The following is a 15595-nucleotide window of genomic DNA, read 5'->3' as shown; positions in this document are numbered from 1 at the left end:
GCCGACCGAAAGAACAAACAGGAGCCTCCCCTAGGCCATGTCGATCAGCAGCGGCACGTCCATCTCCACCATCGTCTGGGAGCCATGCACCGACGGCAGTCTCGTGGCCTTGTCGGACTGGATGCGTGAATCCACGATGGTGGTTCTGCCGGCCGCACTGACGAGCACGTCCCCGATCATCGGCTCCACCCGCGGCTCCACCTGTCCGTAAGCCCCCTCGTCGATGGCCTGTCGTCGCGTACGCACCAGGGCGTGATCCCCCAGCCGATCCCGCCAGCGCTCGACGATGTCTTCCGGGTCCTCCCCCGGCTGCGCATAGAGCATCACCGCACGAGGCTCGCCGCCGACCGCGGCGACGCCCTGAGCCAGCCGAGGCTCCGCCGCGATGTCGATGCGGCGATCCGGATCGGTGGCGATCATGCCATGATCGGCGGTGACGACGATCAGCGTGCCCTTCGGCGCATTGCGGCGAACGGCGGCCAGCTGGGCATCGATGCGCTCGAAGGCCCCGATCCATTTGTCCGAATTCCAACCGTAGTTGTGTCCGGTCTTATCGGCGTCACGAATGTACAGGTAGGTCAGTCCCGGGGTTCTTGCCGCATCGCAGGCGGCCATCACCCGATCATTCGGCAGTACGTTGGACACATAGTCGGCCCCGCGGAACGCCGCCCTCGTCAACGGCGAGGCCGCGAACTTGGGCAGTCCGGAAGACGTGACCCTCACACCCTGATCCCGCAGCCGCTCGAACACCGTCGGCTGGGTCTGCAACCGCTCGGGGGCGATCGCCTCCTTGAACTGGATGAGCTGGCTCATCTGCCCGGTTTCGGTGTTGAGCTGCGTGTATCCGGTCATGCCGGTGAGTCCCGGACAGGTGCCCGTGCCGAACGTGCTCATCGCCGCCACGGTGGTGCTCGGATAGCAGGTGGATATCGGATGCATGTTCACGGATTCGTCGATCAGCGAGCGCAGATACGGGGCATGTCCGCGACGCATCGCCAGATTCCAGAATCCCAGACCATCGACCATCACCACAATGGCGCTCGACGCCGTCGGCAGACCCAGTGTCTCGCGCAGCCGCTCCGGATCCGCATGCATCGCGGTGGGCACCGGATGCCCGATGGCCGCGGAAAGCGCGGGCAGCACGCAGCTGAGATGTCGGACGCCTCCGCGACCCTGCCCGTTCGGCGCGTCATAGGTCACCAAGGATTGCAGCCGCAGCAGTTCTTCGGAATCCGGCACTTCAACACTCATGATTCCCATTCAACCACCGGGACGAGTCGAATCCGTGACGCAACCCGACGTCCACGGTATGGCGACTGGGTATCATGGGTATTCGATTCACCCGATAAGGAGCATTCGATTTGGCAAGAAAGCACAAGACGCAGCCGTCCTTCGACCCGCGCACGGTGAAGGAGCATATCGTCGATACGCCGCTGAACGAGGAGATGAGCAAGTCGTTCCTCGAATACGCGTATTCGGTGATCTACGCACGCGCCCTGCCGGACGCGCGAGACGGCATGAAGCCCGTGCAGCGCCGAATCGTGTACCAGATGGGTCAGATGAATCTGACGCCGGATCGCCCGTACATGAAGTCCGCCCGCGTGGTCGGCGAGGTGATGGGCAAGCTGCACCCGCACGGCGATTCGGCGATCTACGAGGCCATGGTCCGTCTCGCCCAGCCGTTCGCGATGCGACTGCCGCTGGTAGATGGCCACGGCAACTTCGGTTCGCTTGACGACGGCCCTGCGGCCTCCCGATACACCGAGGCCAGGCTTGCGCCGGCTGCTCTCGGCATGAACGCGAACATCGACGAGGAGACCGTCGATTTCGTGGGCAACTACGACAACAAGCTTCAGGAGCCGACCGTTCTGCCGAGCGCCATTCCGAATCTGCTGGTCAACGGCTCATCCGGCATCGCCGTGGGCATGGCCACCAACATGATCACGCACAATCTGGGCGAAGTGGTGGCCGCGGCCAAGCATCTGATGAGCCATCCGGACGCCTCCGTGGACGATCTCATGCGGTTCGTGCCCGGACCCGATCTGCCCGGCGGAGGCATCATCATCGGCAGAGACGGCATCCGCGAGGCCTATGAGACCGGCCGAGGATCGTTCGTCACCCGTTCGGTGACCCATGTGGAGAACATCACCGCCCGCAAGAAGGGCATCGTCGTGACCGAACTGCCGTACATGGTGGGTCCGGAGAAGGTGCTGGAACGCATCTCCGAAGGGGTGAAGAGCAAGAAGCTCGAAGGCATCACCGGCGCGATCGACCTGACCGACCGGCATAACGGCACGCGCATCGTGATCGAGGTGAAGACGGGGTTCAGCCCCGAAGCCGTGCTCGCCCAACTGTTCCGATACACCCCCCTGCAGGACTCCTACACCATCAACAACGTGGCGCTGGTCAATGGCCGGCCGCACACGATGGGACTGCGCCAGCTGCTCGAAGTGTGGATCGACCATCGTCGTTCCGTGGTTCGCCGTCGCAGCGAGCATCGCAAGCGCAAGGCCGAGGAACGTCTGCATCTGGTGGAGGGTCTGCTGCTGGCGATGATCGACATCGACGAGGTCATTCAGGTGATCCGTTCCTCCGAGGACGCCGACACCGCCAAGACCCGTCTGATGGCGGTATTCGACCTCGACGACGTACAGGCCCAGTACATTCTTGATCTTCGTCTGCGCCGGCTCACCCGGATGAGCCGCATCGAGCTTGAGGCCGAACGTGATGATCTGCGTAAGCGCATCGAGGAGCTGACCGTGATCCTCGGTTCGGACGAGGAACTTGATCGCGTGGTCACCGGCGAGATGGATGAGGCCGTGGCCCAATGGGGGGATCCGAGACGGACCGTACTGCTCGACTCCGACGGCGAGGGGAAGCTCACCCCCGTGGTCAGCGAGGCGAAGGCTCTCGGCTGCGTGTCGGCGACGGGCACGCCCACCGCCGACACGCAGACCGCTTTGGCCGCGATCCGCACCGCCAACACCGTTGCCGACGCTCAGGCCGCAGCCAAGGAAGCCGCCAAAGCCAGCGATTCCAACACCGCCGCGCTCACCATCGCCGATGAACCCTGCACCGTGGTGATGAGCGCCTCCGGACGCATCGCGCGGGCCCCGGAGAGCGCGCTTGATGCCTATCGGGCTCGCACGGCCTCGACCAGACGGGTGCCTGATGATCAGATCATCAGCATCTTCCTCACGAGAACCACCTCGCAGTATGCGCTGCTCACTTCGGCAGGCCGGTTCGTGCTGGCTCATGTCAGCGATCTGCCGACGCTGCCCGCCGCCGACGAGATCTCGCTTGCCTCGGGTGTGCGGGCGGACGATCTGCTGGTTTCGACCGAAAGCACCGAGCCCGTCGCCGGCGAGCATGCCGTCACCGCCGTCGAGCTCGGCGAAAACGTCAAGCCGCTGGCCATCGGCACCCGAAACGGCGTGGTCAAGCGATGGAACAGGGAATCGCCCACCACGATGGACTCCTGGCAGGTCATCGATCTCAAGGATGGCGACGAAGTGGTGTTCGCGGCCCCGGCTGCCGACGACGACCGAATGGTGTTCGTCTCCACGGATTCCTCGCTGCTGACGTTCGACGCGGGCAACGTGCGCGCTCAGGGACGCAACTCCGCAGGCATGGCCGGCATCCGGCTCGCATCGGGATGCCATGTGGCGGCGTTCACCGTGATTCCCGCCGGAAAGGTGGCATGGACGTATGAGGAGACCGAGGACGGTCTGACATCCCAGTCCGGCGCGGTGGTGCTTACCGTCGCAGGAGATTCCGAGGCGCTGGAGGGCACGGAGAACGGTGCCGCCAAGATCACCCCTCTGGAGATGTATCCGACCAAGGGCCGTGGAACCGGCGGCGTGCGCTCGCAACGCTTCCTCAAAGGACAGGACACGTTGATCCGCGCATGGGTGGGCGTCTGGCCGCCGTTCGCCTCGACGTCTTCCGGCGCTCCGATCGATCTGCCCGACGTGGATATGCGCAGGGACGCCTCGGGCGCGGAACTCTCCGCCCCCATCGACGTCGTCGCCTGATTCATCCCCGCCGTCTCATCGACGTCGTTCTCCCGCCGTTTTCGTATTCGGAGCCATCATCACGAGGAGCCGTCATCGCGAAAGCGGCAGGGAGATCAACATGGTGGTGCCGTCCCGCGAGGTGGATTCCACCTCGACGATGCAACGGGAGATGCCTGTCGCGTTGCCCTGCACCACGAATCCGTCTTTCTCACCATCCACGCGGGTGCGGATGCGAATGGGTTTCGGTATCGGTGAGGGGCACCGTTCGCCCGTCCGGGTCCTCGATGAGCATGGCGTCGGATTTGAGCAGCCAGTCCCCGATGATCATGTTTGCGCTCTGCGCATGGTATCCGCGCAGCAAGGCACGCAGACGGGCCTCAAGTTCGGTGATGTGGAACGGTTTGGTCAGATAGTCGTTCGCACCGCCGTCGAGCCCTTCGACGATGTCGTCCACCGTTGAAAGCGCGGTAAGCATCAGAGCCGGCACGGTCACGCCTGCACGACGCAGGGATCGGATCAGGTCGAGCCCGTCTCCGTCGGGCAGACGGCGGTCCACGATCAATGCATCGTATCCTGAGGAGCCTTCCGCTCTCATCAGCTCATCGGCCTGACGTCTGGTCCGAGCCCAATCCACCCGATAGTCCACGTCGAGCATCTCGCTCATCATCGATCCGAGATCCGGATCATCCTCGATCAGCATGATCGCCGGCAGCAGCAGTCTCCGAGCCATCTCATGCTCCGTCATCGGTCGCCTCCGTCCCGCGCGTCGTTTCCGTCCCGTTGCGTTCCCGACTTATATCCAAGGGCGATATTACTTAGACGGCACTAAGAAACACGACATGCTCATAATCCGTGGGGCGCAGGTAACGTGGAGAGCCATGAGCATGGTGTTTTCGGCGAAGGACGTGTCGTGCACGGTGGATTCCGACCGTACCGCAAGCGGAATGGACGACGCGGACGGGACACGGACGATTTTTTCGGGATCGTCGTTTTCGATCAGGGCCGGGCGGATCGTGGATCTGACGGGACCATCCGGTTCGGGCAAGACGTCGCTGCTCACCGCGTTCGCCGGACTGAATCCGCATGCGCATGGCATCTACACGCTGAACGGACGCGATTCGTCGGAATTCTCCAAGCAACAGTGGCGAAGGGAGATCGCGTATCTACCGCAGAAACCGGTGCTGATCGGCGGAAGCGTAGCCGAAGTGATCCGACTGCCGTTCACACTGACCGTACGCCGAAGGCAGACTGACATGGCATCGTCGTGGAGGACGAGGATCCTGTCCCTCGTCCGGGATGCAGCACCCACGTATCCCGGCGACGAAGATATTCGCAAGGCTCTGGACGCCGTGGGATGCGAGGACATCGGGCTGACCCGTTCGCCTCAGGAGCTTTCCGGCGGGCAGGCCGCGCGAGTGAGCCTGATCCGTACATTGATGACGAAACCGAGCGTGCTGCTGGCCGATGAGGTGGACGCCGGTCTGGATGACGAGAACGCGGAGAAGGTAGCCCGGATCATGACCTGTGCGGCGAACGGTGGCATGGCGGTGGTGCGCATACGGCATAGGCCTCCGGACGGCCATGCTTCGAGGATCGTGGAATTGTCGGACGGTCGTCTGCATGAAAGGACGTTGGCATGAGCGGCATACATTACGCGATCGACGTATGGGGTCTGCTGGTGGCGCTGGCGATGGTGGCCGTGGCCGTCGGCATCTCCGGGCTGATGCGCATGGGCATCGGACGGACGCTGCTATGGTCGGCCTGCCGTGCGCTCGCACAGTTGTGCGCCATGGGGTTCATCATGGGTTTCGTGATCCGGGCGAACAATCCATGGATGGCGTTCTCGCTGATCGCGGTGATGCTGATCGCCGCCGTGCAGATCACGCTGTCGAGGGCGAAGGGCGTGCCGAAGGGGCTGGTCGGCCCGGTGTTCCTAAGCCTCACCGTCACGATGATGCTGATGATCTCGCTGGTCACCGAACTGATCGTGCGCCCGCAGCCCTGGTATTCGCCGCAGCTGGTGATCCCGCTGACCGGCATGCTGCTGGGCAACACCGTCTCCGCGCTGGCCGTGGGGCTGAGCCGGTTCTACGAAAGCATGCGGGATCGACGGGACGAGGTGAACACCATGCTCGCGCTCGGCGCCACCACATGGGAGGCGGCCCGGCCTTCGATCGTCTCGTCGATCCGATTGGGACTGCTGCCCACCAACGCCTCGCTCGCCTCGGCGGGCATCGTCACCATTCCGGGCATGATGGCCGGACAGGTGATCGCCGGCGGAGACCCGCTCAACGCGGGCAAATACCAGTTCGTGGTGTTCGCCGCCATCGCCGCGCTCACCCTGCTGGCCGACGGACTGATCATGGCGATGGTCTACCGCACCTGCTTCACGAAGGACGACCAGTACGCGCTGTGATCACCCTGCACCTTCGCGGGCGTTCCCTGTGACCGGGCCCGGCGGCCGTTCCGTCATACGGTTCCGGGCACGAGTTTCGCATAGGCCCCGTACGCCGCGCGGTTCCGCATCCCGCAAGGCTCCACATGCGACACACCCGGAAGGCGGGAACCGGATCCCTCCGCAACGATTCATCGCGTCCATCCGTATATTCCAGTGACGAGATTCAGGAAACGAAGCATCATACGGAAGACGGGGGTGACGGACGCATGCGGGACGGACCACTGTCGGCGCGCGGCACACGCACACTGATCGATGCCGTCGTACGTCGGCGTTCCCGTCGCGCGGCCGACCGTCTGGTTCGTGCCTACTACGACGCGCTGCTGCGTTTCGTCTCCCGTCAGTTGCGCGACGCCGATGAGGCCCATGCCATCGTGCAGGAGTCGTTCATCACCGCGCTGCGCTCATTGTCCTCGTACGATCCCGACAAGGGCGCGTTCGCCACCTGGCTGTATCGCATCGCGGCCTGCAGGGTAATCGACTGGCGAAGATCCCGGCCGGCTCCGCCGCTGTCCGTGGAGGACGCCAGCGCGTCGTCCGAACCGCGTTCCAGCCAGAACGTGCCTTCGCAGGCGGCCGATGCCGATCTGCTGGAACGCATCGAATCGACGATCGCGGATGAGGACGAACGCACTCAGGTGATCTGGCGGCTGCGCATCTACGAGCGAATGAGCTTCCCCGAGATCTCCTCGGCGATGGACATGCCCGAGCCGGCGGTGAAGGCCCGCCATTACCGGCTGCTGAACCGTATACGGAAGGAGTTCGGCGATGAATACGAATGACATGAATACGAATGACATGAATACGAATGACATGGCGGACGATTCGAAGGAATCGCAGGCCCTGGAGGCCAAGCTGATGAGCCTGGCCGACGACGCGGCCGGCATGCGGTTCGACGCCAGTCCGGACCGACGGCGGATCCGGCTGATCGTGGAGCGGGGACTGCCCTCGCGCACCCGGCTGATCGACCTGCTGGCCGATGTGACCGGCACGCTGTCGTGGCGCAACGTGTTATTCGGCCTATGGGACTGCATGCTGCTGGCGGCGATGGTCTCGCTGGTCGCGTGGGGCGGCGTGTTCGGTCTTGCATCCGGAGGCTTCTCCCCCATCGTGGACGCCGAGGTCGATTGGCGGAGCCGGATGCTGTACGTACCGACGTTCATCATCTCGCCCCTGATGTACGGGCTGGTGAACCTGCTGACCGTGTGGAAGGAACGCGAGGCCCGCATGGATCAGCTGCTGCGCACATATCGCTGGCCAAGCCGACGTCTGCGCGCGATGCGCATGATGGCCTTCAGCCTGATCTCGGCGGCCGGCACGGTCCTGTTCGCCGCGACGGTGTCGCTCCAATCCCCGCTGCGGGTTTCGTTCCCGACATTGCTGGGGGTTTCGTTCAGCTCCCTGTTCCTGTTCGCAACCGGACAGCTGCTGGCCGATCTGCGCCTGCCATCACCCCTGTCGCTCATGCCGATGCCGGCTCTGTGGGCGGCGTCGTCCATCGCCATGGCGCTCTTCCGCGTCTCCGCGGAGCCCCTGCTGGCGCGACTTCCCGCGACGCTGACCCTATGCGTCTCGGCGCTGTTCGCCATGATCTATCTGTCCATGCTGCGACGGTACTGCGACGAGCGTCCGATGGAGCTCGCCCCGCGAGTCGCGCTCGCCACCGTCCAATCCCGTCCGGCCTCCGTCTGACCTCCGTCCGGCATCTGTCTGTCATCGACCAGCCAACCAACGAGAAAGGCATACCCATGCTGGCATTGCGCCATGTCTCCAAGCGATTCCGCGAGCAAACCGTACTCGACGACATCGATCTCACCTTCGGCGAAGGCGTATACGGGCTGCTGGCGCCGAACGGCGCCGGCAAGACCACGCTGATGAAGATGATCGCCACGCTGCTGTATCCCACCACCGGTTCGATCCAATGGAACGGCGAGGACATCATCGCCATGGACGAACGCTACCGGGGTCTGCTCGGCTACCTGCCGCAGGACTTCGGCTACTACCCGAACTACACGCCACGGCAGTTCCTGCGCTACGTCGCGGCGCTGCAGGGCATCCGGCGCAGCCGCGTCGACAAACGCATCGACCGGATGCTCGCGATGGTGGGTCTCACTGCCATGGCCGATCGGAGGATGCGCTCGCTCTCCGGCGGCATGATTCAGCGGGTCGGCATCGCGCAGGCGATCATCCACGACCCGCAGCTGCTGATTCTCGACGAACCGACCGCCGGACTGGATCCGAAGGAGCGCGTGCGGTTCCGTAATCTCATCCACGATCTCGCCGTACGGCGCACAGTGATTCTGTCCACGCACATCGTCTCCGATCTGGAAACCATCGCCGGCAGCGTCATCATGATCCGAGGCGGGCACATCATCGCGAACGGCACGCCTACCGACATCTGCACGACGCTGATGGGGCACATCTACGAGATGCCGGCATCCGATCCGCTGCCCGACGGATGCCGACTGCTCAGCGAGGTGCAGTACGGCGCGTTCACCCGGCAACGCGTCTACTCGCCGACACGGCTGCCCGGCGTCACCGCGTTCCCCTCGGTGACGGAACTGGCCTCGGCGACGACGACCGTCCAGCCGAATCTGGAGGACGCTTTCCTGATCGCCTACGGCGACTGAGCGCACATTGATTGATCGCATATTGACTGATCGCACAGGGCGACCGGCCGCCACGGCCGCGAACAAGCACGGAAAAGAGAAACCGATGAATCCTACTGTATTCTTCGCCGAAATGCGCAAGATCTGGCGCCCGCTGCCGACGCTGGTGATGCTGGTGTGCGCGACGCTGTTCATGCTGCAGGCCATCGGCCAGGCGTCATCGTTCACCCACGACGCACCGCAGTCCGCGAACTCCCTGGGCAATTCCGCGGACAACGCCTTCATCGCCGACATGATCGAACGATACGGCCCGAATCTCGACCGACGGACGAAGGAGGGACTCGCCGGCGAGCTGAACCGGCAGAAGCGACTGTTCTCCGAAGGACTCGCCGCGATCCCGCAGGCCCGGGCCGCGAACATCGGCGACTACGATTCGTTCAACCGGTACCAGGAGGCTGAATTCGGCGGCGGCAGGGTGGAGGTCACGATCGACGACTCCGGCAACGACGTGTACAGCGACCCTCTGCTGCAGACGGTGAATGCGGATCAAACCATGAGCCGCACGCTCTCCCGCATCGCGTTCCTGCAGCAGGTGCTGGACCGGACGGCCGAAACGGATCGCCGTTCACGCGACATGGCGGCATTGCAGCTGCGCATGGCGTTCGCCCGAAGCATCACCGACGTGTTCGGCGGAGGGAGGCAGCCGGGAAGCTACGACGATCAGGGCAGGCCGCTGAACGGTTCGCCGCGGCTGCCGCAGCTGCCGTCCGGCGTCACGCAACGCATCGACGCGATCTTCGGCCACACCGAGCGCTACGGCTATCTGGGATCCGACGTGCTGAGCGGGGTGACGAGCATCGTGACCCTGATGTTCATCGCCCCGCCGATCTGCTCGCTGATCATGACATTGCCGCTGATTCCGCGGGATCGTCAGCGCCGGATGCTGGCCCTGCAATACGCCTCCCGCACCGGAAGACGTGTGGTCTGGGATCAGATGGCCGCCATATCCGCAACCACACTGATCACATCGGCCGGCGTCTGCCTGATGATGGCCGTTCCCGCCGTCTGGCCGATCCGGACGCTCATGTCCTGTCCCGCCATCAGCGTCATGGCCGTCCAGCTCATCTGGTTCGACCTGAACCTGCGATCGTATCTGATCGGCGGCGCCGCCGTCGCGATGCTGTTCTCGCTGGCCGTGGTGATGCTCGTGACCTTTCTGACGAGGCGATCCTCCGGCGTGATCGCCATGCTGCTTCGCGCAGTGCCGCCGACCGTGATATGCATCGCGCCGACGATGCTGCTGCTCGCCCCCGCCCTGTTCCTGCTGTCCGGCCCGCTGGACCGTTGGATCCCCCTGCCCGGCAACGAGCCGATGCTGTTCGCGCTCGTACTGCTGGCGGCCTGCGCGCTGTGGGTCGTGGACGGCATCCGGCTGCGTCATCGAGAACCGAACGGCGTATGACATGGCCGGCAAACCTATGACGACGAATACGCGAAGACGACGCCGTTCCGGCCGATGCCCCCGATACAGCCAATACCGGAGCCTTCCGATGTGGCCGGTCATACGCGACGAACTGCACAAGATCACGATGCTGCCGATGATATGGGGATTCCTCGTCATATGCGCCGTCATGAACATCGCGCTCGCCTCGCTGCATGCGGCCTCGATTCGCGGCGACGTCGATTTCGTCGGCCGCGTGGTCTCCACGGCCGGCAGACGCATCGACGGCGGATTCGACCAACGACTGCGGCGGCTGCCGGAAAGCCCCCGACGCAAAAGCCTGCTGCAGGCCCTGCAGGGGAATGTCGACGTCCCGACCGGACGCGAGGTCATCGGCATCGGAACGCGGTATGCCGATCTGCTGCACGACGAAGGATACGCCACGCTTTCGCACATCATGCTCGGCAAGTATCGGACGCTCGCCGATCGCGCTGGCGGCGCACGGCTCCCCGCCGGATCGGCGGATCTGTATCTCGGCGTGGGCAGCGAACGGATCCACAACGCTCTGTTCGGTGTGATACTCGGCGGCGTGACGTGGGAGGCGATCTCCTTCGCCGTGCTCGCCATGCTGTATGCGCTGGGATACGAGCGCCTGATGCGAACCGAGGCGACCGTCATGACCGCACGGTTCGGGCGTAGGATCGTCCCCGCCAAAACGCTCGCCGCGGCAATGATCGGCGTCTGCGGTTTCCTGCTGTTCGTCCTGTCGGCGATCGCACCGTATGCGGTGATGTTCGCCGGCTCGCCCATCTGGGGCATGGACGTTTCGGGACCGTTCAACCGAATGACCACCGAGTTGGGGGAGCAACCGTTTCTCACATGGACGCGATTCACGCTCGCCGGGTATCTGGCCGCATCGACGGCGCTGTCGTTTATGCTGACGCTGGTGTCCATGCTGGCGGCGGCGCTGGCGGGAACCCTGTGTCGGAGCATGGCCTCGGCGTTCTCGGTGACGGGGCTCGCCATGTTCGCCACGGGGGCACTGCCCGCCATATGCTCCCAAAACGGATGGTGGGGCGTCTATCACCTGATCTCGGCCGGGCCGATGCACGCACTGCTCAACCGTTCGATGTGGTTCACCGACATGGGTCTGAAGGCCGTGATTCCCTATCAGGAATGCATCGAAACGCTGGTCTCGGCGGTCGTTCTGACCATCGCGGTGAAGGCGGCGTGGCGAGGATTTCGCAGAAGGGATCTGTAGCGGACCGCATGGCCGGGCGGGCTCGCAACCGTATCGATCCGAAACATCGAAACGATAATCGGAACATACGGACATCGGATCGCTAGGCCCTGCGGGGCATGTCGCGCTCGGTGTCGATCACGATGGTGACGGGACCGTCGTTGACCAAGCCGACGCGCATGTGGGCGCCGAACCGACCTTCGCGCACCTTCACTCCCCCGGAACGCAACGCCTCGTTGAATTCTATCCACATGAGGTTCGCATGCTCGGGTTCACCAGCGCCGACGAAACTCGGACGGTTGCCCCTACGCACGTCGGCGTACAGGGTGAACTGGGAGATCGAGAGGATCTCGCCGCCCACATCCTGAATGGAACGGTTCATCCGGCCATGCTCGTCCTCGAACACACGCAGGCACAGCACCTTGTGCGCCAGCCATGCGATCTCCCGTTCGCCGTCCGAATCCGAAACCCCGACCAGGATCACGTAGCCGTGGCCGATCTGCTGGGGTTCGAACGTGACGTCCGGCGTGCCCAGCTCGTTGACCACGTCCACGCTGGCCTGCGAAACACGCTGCAATACGATTCTCATGCCCCGATTATGACACAGGGTCCACGGGATGGACCTGTCGATGGACCTGTCAGAGCGTGTTCTTCGGCTCGACGAAGCGCCATCCGCGCTGGTTCCACGCCTGATCCCAGAACTCCCACTCCAGTTCGCAGCTCTTGAGGAAGATCTCCTCGGTGCGGGCCAGATGCTCCTCCTGATACTTCGGAGCCTCGGCGTCGAGCATCGCGAACATGCTCGGCAGCACGGAGCCGTCCTCGTCGTCGAAGTTGGCGTAGAAGTCGATCCACGGCTTGAACACGTTGCTCTCGGAGTTCTTCCCCTGCCGCACCAGCTCGTTGCCGATCTCGATGTACGTCCACGGGCAGGGGGTCATCGCCGCCACCACGTCGATGAGATCGCCGGTGCGAGCCGCATTGTACATGTGCTCGTTGTACAGGTAGGTGAACGGGGCCTGCGCCTCATGCTGCAGGGACTCGTATTCCACGCCGGCCACGTCGCAGAAGTTATGGTGCGGGTGGATCTCGCTGTTGAGCACGAAGCCGATCTGCTGGGCGAAGAACGACATCTGCTTGCGGTTCTCGCACTTCTGGATCGCCCCCGCATACACCTTGATGAACGCGTTGAGGTAGTTGAAGTCCTGGCCCACGTAGAAGGTCAGCGCCTCCTTGGGAAGATCGCCGTTGGCGATACCCTGTACGAACGGATGCTTCAGAATTTCGTTGAAGATCGGTGTGCCGGCCTTGACGAGTCGCTGGGAGAATGAAACGGTGTCGGTCATCTGTGCTCTTTTCCGATGTGACGGTGTTGGTTGTCGAACATGCACACTGGAACTACCAGACGCGACCGACGTCGAAAACCACTTTCCTACGTTGGTGTTAGCCAAATCAGGTTCGAAGGGATTGGCGGCAAGCCATCTCAGCGCAAGGCACCCCTAGTGTTTCCGCGTATGCGTTCACAGGCTAGCACCGTAGGGCGCCGGCACGCAAGCGAATTCCCGCGCGACGTCCGACTCCGGAGGCCGGAACCGGCATTCCCCACTGCTCGGAAGATATCACGGTGCGGAAGATTCCACTGTTCGGAAGATTCCACTGTTCGGACGGACCATTGCCACGGAGGAAACCGATCGTTATGCTCTCTTGCGGCGTTAGGAAAACGTTAGCGGTTTCGTTCCATACATGCCCCGACGGAACGCAGTCCGGCGCGAATCATCATCGGGCATGACATACGGATGACATACGGAGGTGTTCGCCATGACCATCGCGGGAGCGTCGATCATCACACTGCTGTGGATGCTGCTGGCCGGGGTCGGCGCCGGTTTCGTCGGTTATGCGGTCGGCGCCTCGTCGCTGGTCTCCTACCCGGCGATGCTGGCGTTGGGCGTGCCACCGGTGCTGGCGAACACCACGAACACGGTCGGCGTGCTCGGTACGGGAATCGGCGGCTGCATCTCGGCCCGCCGGGAGCTCACCGGTCACCGCGGCCGTGTGATCGTCTATGCGATCATCGGCGTAGCCGGAGGCTTCGCGGGCGGCATACTGCTGCTCGACCTGCCGCCGCAGGTGTTCGAGTATCTCGTGCCGCCGCTGATCCTGCTCAGCGCGGCGATCATCGCATTCAACCCTCGCAGGAGAATCCATAACCGCATGCAGGCCGACGCCGTCACGGCGGAGACGTCGATCCGTGCCGGCGATCCATCCATGCCGGTCGTCGGCGATGCGGTACGGGACGATATCCGCAAAGACCCGTGGTGGATGTGGTTCGGCATGGTGTTCGTCAGCGTCTACAGCGGATACTTCGGTGCGGGAGCGGGCACGCTGGCCCTCGCCATGCTGGATCTGGGCAGGATCGGCCCGTTCGTGGAAATCAATGCGCTGAAGATCATCGTCGGATTCGGCGCGAACGTCACCGCGTCGATCATGTTCATCGCCCGCGGGTCGGTGAACTGGCCGTTCGCCATCGCCTTGGGTATCGGTTGCTTCATCGGCAGTTACATCGCCCCGCCGATCGTCCGTCGAATCCCGGAGAACATCATGCGCGCGGCCGCCGTGCTGGCGGGCGTGATCCTCGCCGCCAAGCTCGGCTGGAGCACCTACTTCTGAATCGCATCGTCTTGCGAGGCCGCAGCATTACCTGCAGGATCAAGATTGCTGGCAAGACGTCTGCACTGAATCCACACCGGTTCGATCATGCGACCAAGCCGCTGCAGATGCACCAGCACGGCGATGGCCAGCGCCCCCAGCAATACGACCGGCACGATGCTGGCCTCAAGACCGAACGACCCTCCGGTGAGCAGTTCCGGCCCCTGCCATTGAGCGATCAGCCACGATTGCTGCACCCCTCCCCTGCCGGAGACGATGGAACCGAAGATCGGCCCTTCGGCGACGTTCCACATGAAGTGGAATCCGATGCACCACCACAGCGACCTCGTGGCCAGATAGATGGCGCCGAACAGTAATCCGGCCTCGATCGTTATGGCGATGCCGCCCCATAGCGTACCGTCGGGGTTGGAGACGTGCAACAGACCGAACACCAGTGCGGAAACCACGACGGCTCCCCATGAGCCGATCGCTTCCTCCAGCAGGCGCAGCAGTATGCCGCGCATCGTGATCTCCTCCACGACGCCGGCGGTGAGACCCAGCATGATCAGGTCGGCCCACGGACTGTACGCGGCATTGAAACTGACGATCCGATATCCACCGAACAGGGCTATGATGCCGATGCAGACCGCAATGCAGACGAATGCGACCACCGCTCCGCGCACCAGATCGAAGGCGCGCGACGGTGAGAGCTCCACCGGGGTACGACGCCCCTCCATGGCGATCACCACGACGAGATAGGCGACAATGGCTCCAGCTATTTCGCCGAACAATGAAATCAGAGCCTCCGGAGAGGACTGGTCCGAGGTCTTGATCGACGTTAGTGAATCGAGGCCGCCTCCGCCCGACGTGAACATGGCGAATGCCAGTAGGAGGACCCCGCCGATCAGGAACGTCGCGACGACCATCGTCCCCAGAAACGCCGCTGCACGCAGCCATGGGTTGAATCGGAGCCTTCGAGGTGCGTCGAAACGACGTATCGGATGATCCTCGGTCATGAGATCGTCGGCTCGGACGCGCGGGACGGCACCGAGCAGTCTGGCATGCATGGTTCGCATGCGGTGTTCACGAACGGACGGTTGCGGATCGATCATCGCCATCCCCTATCTTCATGTCTGACACAACCGTTTCCATCGTAGCCCATATAGCAACGGCGTGGAAGAGTGGATC

At 63.6% G+C, this 15595-nt stretch carries 14 protein-coding genes and 1 riboswitch; of the genes, 9 read left to right on the top strand and 5 right to left on the bottom strand.

The window, feature by feature from the left end:
* Positions 1-30 precede the first annotated feature (30 nt).
* Positions 31-1251, bottom strand: coding sequence for an alkaline phosphatase family protein (locus tag Uis1B_RS09340; RefSeq protein ID WP_101617787.1), 1221 nt, complete (start codon positions 1249-1251; stop codon positions 31-33).
* A 194-nt stretch (positions 1252-1445) separates the two neighbouring features.
* Here Uis1B_RS09340 and Uis1B_RS09335 point away from each other — a divergent pair, with 194 nt between their 5' ends.
* Positions 1446-4034 carry a DNA gyrase/topoisomerase IV subunit A gene (locus Uis1B_RS09335; protein ID WP_101617785.1) on the top strand — a complete coding sequence of 863 codons (2589 nt, stop codon included), beginning with the start codon at positions 1446-1448 and terminating at the stop codon, positions 4032-4034.
* Positions 4035-4224: 190 nt separating this feature from the next.
* Here Uis1B_RS09335 and Uis1B_RS09330 read toward each other — a convergent pair whose 3' ends face one another.
* Positions 4225-4761, bottom strand: a complete 537-nt coding sequence (locus tag Uis1B_RS09330; RefSeq protein WP_101617698.1) for a response regulator — start codon at positions 4759-4761, stop codon at positions 4225-4227.
* A 133-nt stretch (positions 4762-4894) separates the two neighbouring features.
* Here Uis1B_RS09330 and Uis1B_RS09325 point away from each other — a divergent pair, with 133 nt between their 5' ends.
* The 7 genes from Uis1B_RS09325 to Uis1B_RS09295 all read left to right on the top strand — a co-directional run bounded on the left by Uis1B_RS09325 (position 4895) and on the right by Uis1B_RS09295 (position 11782).
* The gene (locus Uis1B_RS09325) at positions 4895-5656 is read left to right on the top strand and encodes an ABC transporter ATP-binding protein (RefSeq protein WP_101617696.1); all 762 of its coding nucleotides are present in this window, start codon (positions 4895-4897) and stop codon (positions 5654-5656) included.
* Entirely contained in the window at positions 5653-6432 is a 780-nt protein-coding gene (locus Uis1B_RS09320; protein ID WP_101617694.1) for an ABC transporter permease, read from the top strand. The genes Uis1B_RS09325 and Uis1B_RS09320 overlap by 4 nt, the downstream gene beginning before the upstream one ends.
* 248 nt (positions 6433-6680) lie before the next feature.
* The gene (locus Uis1B_RS09315) at positions 6681-7253 is read left to right on the top strand and encodes an RNA polymerase sigma factor (protein ID WP_165782830.1); all 573 of its coding nucleotides are present in this window, start codon (positions 6681-6683) and stop codon (positions 7251-7253) included.
* On the top strand, positions 7240-8163 hold the full coding sequence (locus Uis1B_RS09310) for a hypothetical protein (protein ID WP_165782829.1): 924 nt from the start codon (positions 7240-7242) through the stop codon (positions 8161-8163). The genes Uis1B_RS09315 and Uis1B_RS09310 overlap by 14 nt, the downstream gene beginning before the upstream one ends.
* Positions 8164-8219: 56 nt before the next feature.
* Positions 8220-9101: an ABC transporter ATP-binding protein gene (locus tag Uis1B_RS09305; protein ID WP_101617688.1), complete on the top strand. Its 882-nt coding sequence runs from the start codon at positions 8220-8222 to the stop codon at positions 9099-9101.
* An 85-nt stretch (positions 9102-9186) separates the two neighbouring features.
* Entirely contained in the window at positions 9187-10542 is a 1356-nt protein-coding gene (locus tag Uis1B_RS09300; RefSeq protein ID WP_101617686.1) for a hypothetical protein, read from the top strand.
* A gap of 88 nt (positions 10543-10630) precedes the next feature.
* The gene (locus Uis1B_RS09295; protein ID WP_101617684.1) at positions 10631-11782 is read left to right on the top strand and encodes a hypothetical protein; all 1152 of its coding nucleotides are present in this window, start codon (positions 10631-10633) and stop codon (positions 11780-11782) included.
* 82 nt (positions 11783-11864) lie between these two features.
* Here the strand turns inward: Uis1B_RS09295 and dtd are convergent, their stop codons facing one another.
* Together dtd and tenA are read right to left on the bottom strand one after the other, a co-directional pair.
* Positions 11865-12350: a D-aminoacyl-tRNA deacylase gene (gene dtd / locus Uis1B_RS09290; RefSeq protein ID WP_101617682.1), complete on the bottom strand. Its 486-nt coding sequence runs from the start codon at positions 12348-12350 to the stop codon at positions 11865-11867.
* 49 nt (positions 12351-12399) lie between these two features.
* On the bottom strand, positions 12400-13107 hold the full coding sequence (gene tenA / locus Uis1B_RS09285; RefSeq protein WP_101617680.1) for a thiaminase II: 708 nt from the start codon (positions 13105-13107) through the stop codon (positions 12400-12402).
* 66 nt (positions 13108-13173) lie between these two features.
* Positions 13174-13272, bottom strand: a riboswitch (TPP riboswitch).
* Between the two features lie 307 nt (positions 13273-13579).
* Between tenA and Uis1B_RS09280 the strand changes: the two genes are divergently transcribed.
* Entirely contained in the window at positions 13580-14428 is an 849-nt protein-coding gene (locus Uis1B_RS09280; RefSeq protein ID WP_101617678.1) for a sulfite exporter TauE/SafE family protein, read from the top strand.
* On the opposite strand, the gene Uis1B_RS09275 is transcribed toward Uis1B_RS09280, so the two are convergent.
* The gene (locus Uis1B_RS09275) at positions 14419-15519 is read right to left on the bottom strand and encodes a CPBP family intramembrane glutamic endopeptidase (RefSeq protein ID WP_165782828.1); all 1101 of its coding nucleotides are present in this window, start codon (positions 15517-15519) and stop codon (positions 14419-14421) included. The genes Uis1B_RS09280 and Uis1B_RS09275 overlap by 10 nt on opposite strands.
* Positions 15520-15595 lie beyond the last annotated feature (76 nt).

Source organism: Bifidobacterium margollesii (genome assembly GCF_002860355.1).
GTDB lineage: Bacteria > Actinomycetota > Actinomycetes > Actinomycetales > Bifidobacteriaceae > Galliscardovia > Galliscardovia margollesii.
The sequence above is the reverse complement of the archived record's forward strand: the minus strand, read 5'-3'. Positions and strand labels throughout refer to the sequence as shown.

Coding starts and splice junctions, on each gene's coding strand:
- Uis1B_RS09340 (WP_101617787.1), bottom strand. CDS start 1,251: ATGAGTGTTGAAGTGCCGGATTCCGAAGAACTGCTGCGGCTGCAATCC.
- Uis1B_RS09335 (WP_101617785.1), top strand. CDS start 1,446: ATGAGCAAGTCGTTCCTCGAATACGCGTATTCGGTGATCTACGCACGC.
- Uis1B_RS09330 (WP_101617698.1), bottom strand. CDS start 4,761: ATGACGGAGCATGAGATGGCTCGGAGACTGCTGCTGCCGGCGATCATG.
- Uis1B_RS09325 (WP_101617696.1), top strand. CDS start 4,895: ATGAGCATGGTGTTTTCGGCGAAGGACGTGTCGTGCACGGTGGATTCC.
- Uis1B_RS09320 (WP_101617694.1), top strand. CDS start 5,653: ATGAGCGGCATACATTACGCGATCGACGTATGGGGTCTGCTGGTGGCG.
- Uis1B_RS09315 (WP_165782830.1), top strand. CDS start 6,681: ATGCGGGACGGACCACTGTCGGCGCGCGGCACACGCACACTGATCGAT.
- Uis1B_RS09310 (WP_165782829.1), top strand. CDS start 7,240: ATGAATACGAATGACATGAATACGAATGACATGAATACGAATGACATG.
- Uis1B_RS09305 (WP_101617688.1), top strand. CDS start 8,220: ATGCTGGCATTGCGCCATGTCTCCAAGCGATTCCGCGAGCAAACCGTA.
- Uis1B_RS09300 (WP_101617686.1), top strand. CDS start 9,187: ATGAATCCTACTGTATTCTTCGCCGAAATGCGCAAGATCTGGCGCCCG.
- Uis1B_RS09295 (WP_101617684.1), top strand. CDS start 10,631: ATGTGGCCGGTCATACGCGACGAACTGCACAAGATCACGATGCTGCCG.
- dtd (WP_101617682.1), bottom strand. CDS start 12,350: ATGAGAATCGTATTGCAGCGTGTTTCGCAGGCCAGCGTGGACGTGGTC.
- tenA (WP_101617680.1), bottom strand. CDS start 13,107: ATGACCGACACCGTTTCATTCTCCCAGCGACTCGTCAAGGCCGGCACA.
- Uis1B_RS09280 (WP_101617678.1), top strand. CDS start 13,580: ATGACCATCGCGGGAGCGTCGATCATCACACTGCTGTGGATGCTGCTG.
- Uis1B_RS09275 (WP_165782828.1), bottom strand. CDS start 15,519: ATGATCGATCCGCAACCGTCCGTTCGTGAACACCGCATGCGAACCATG.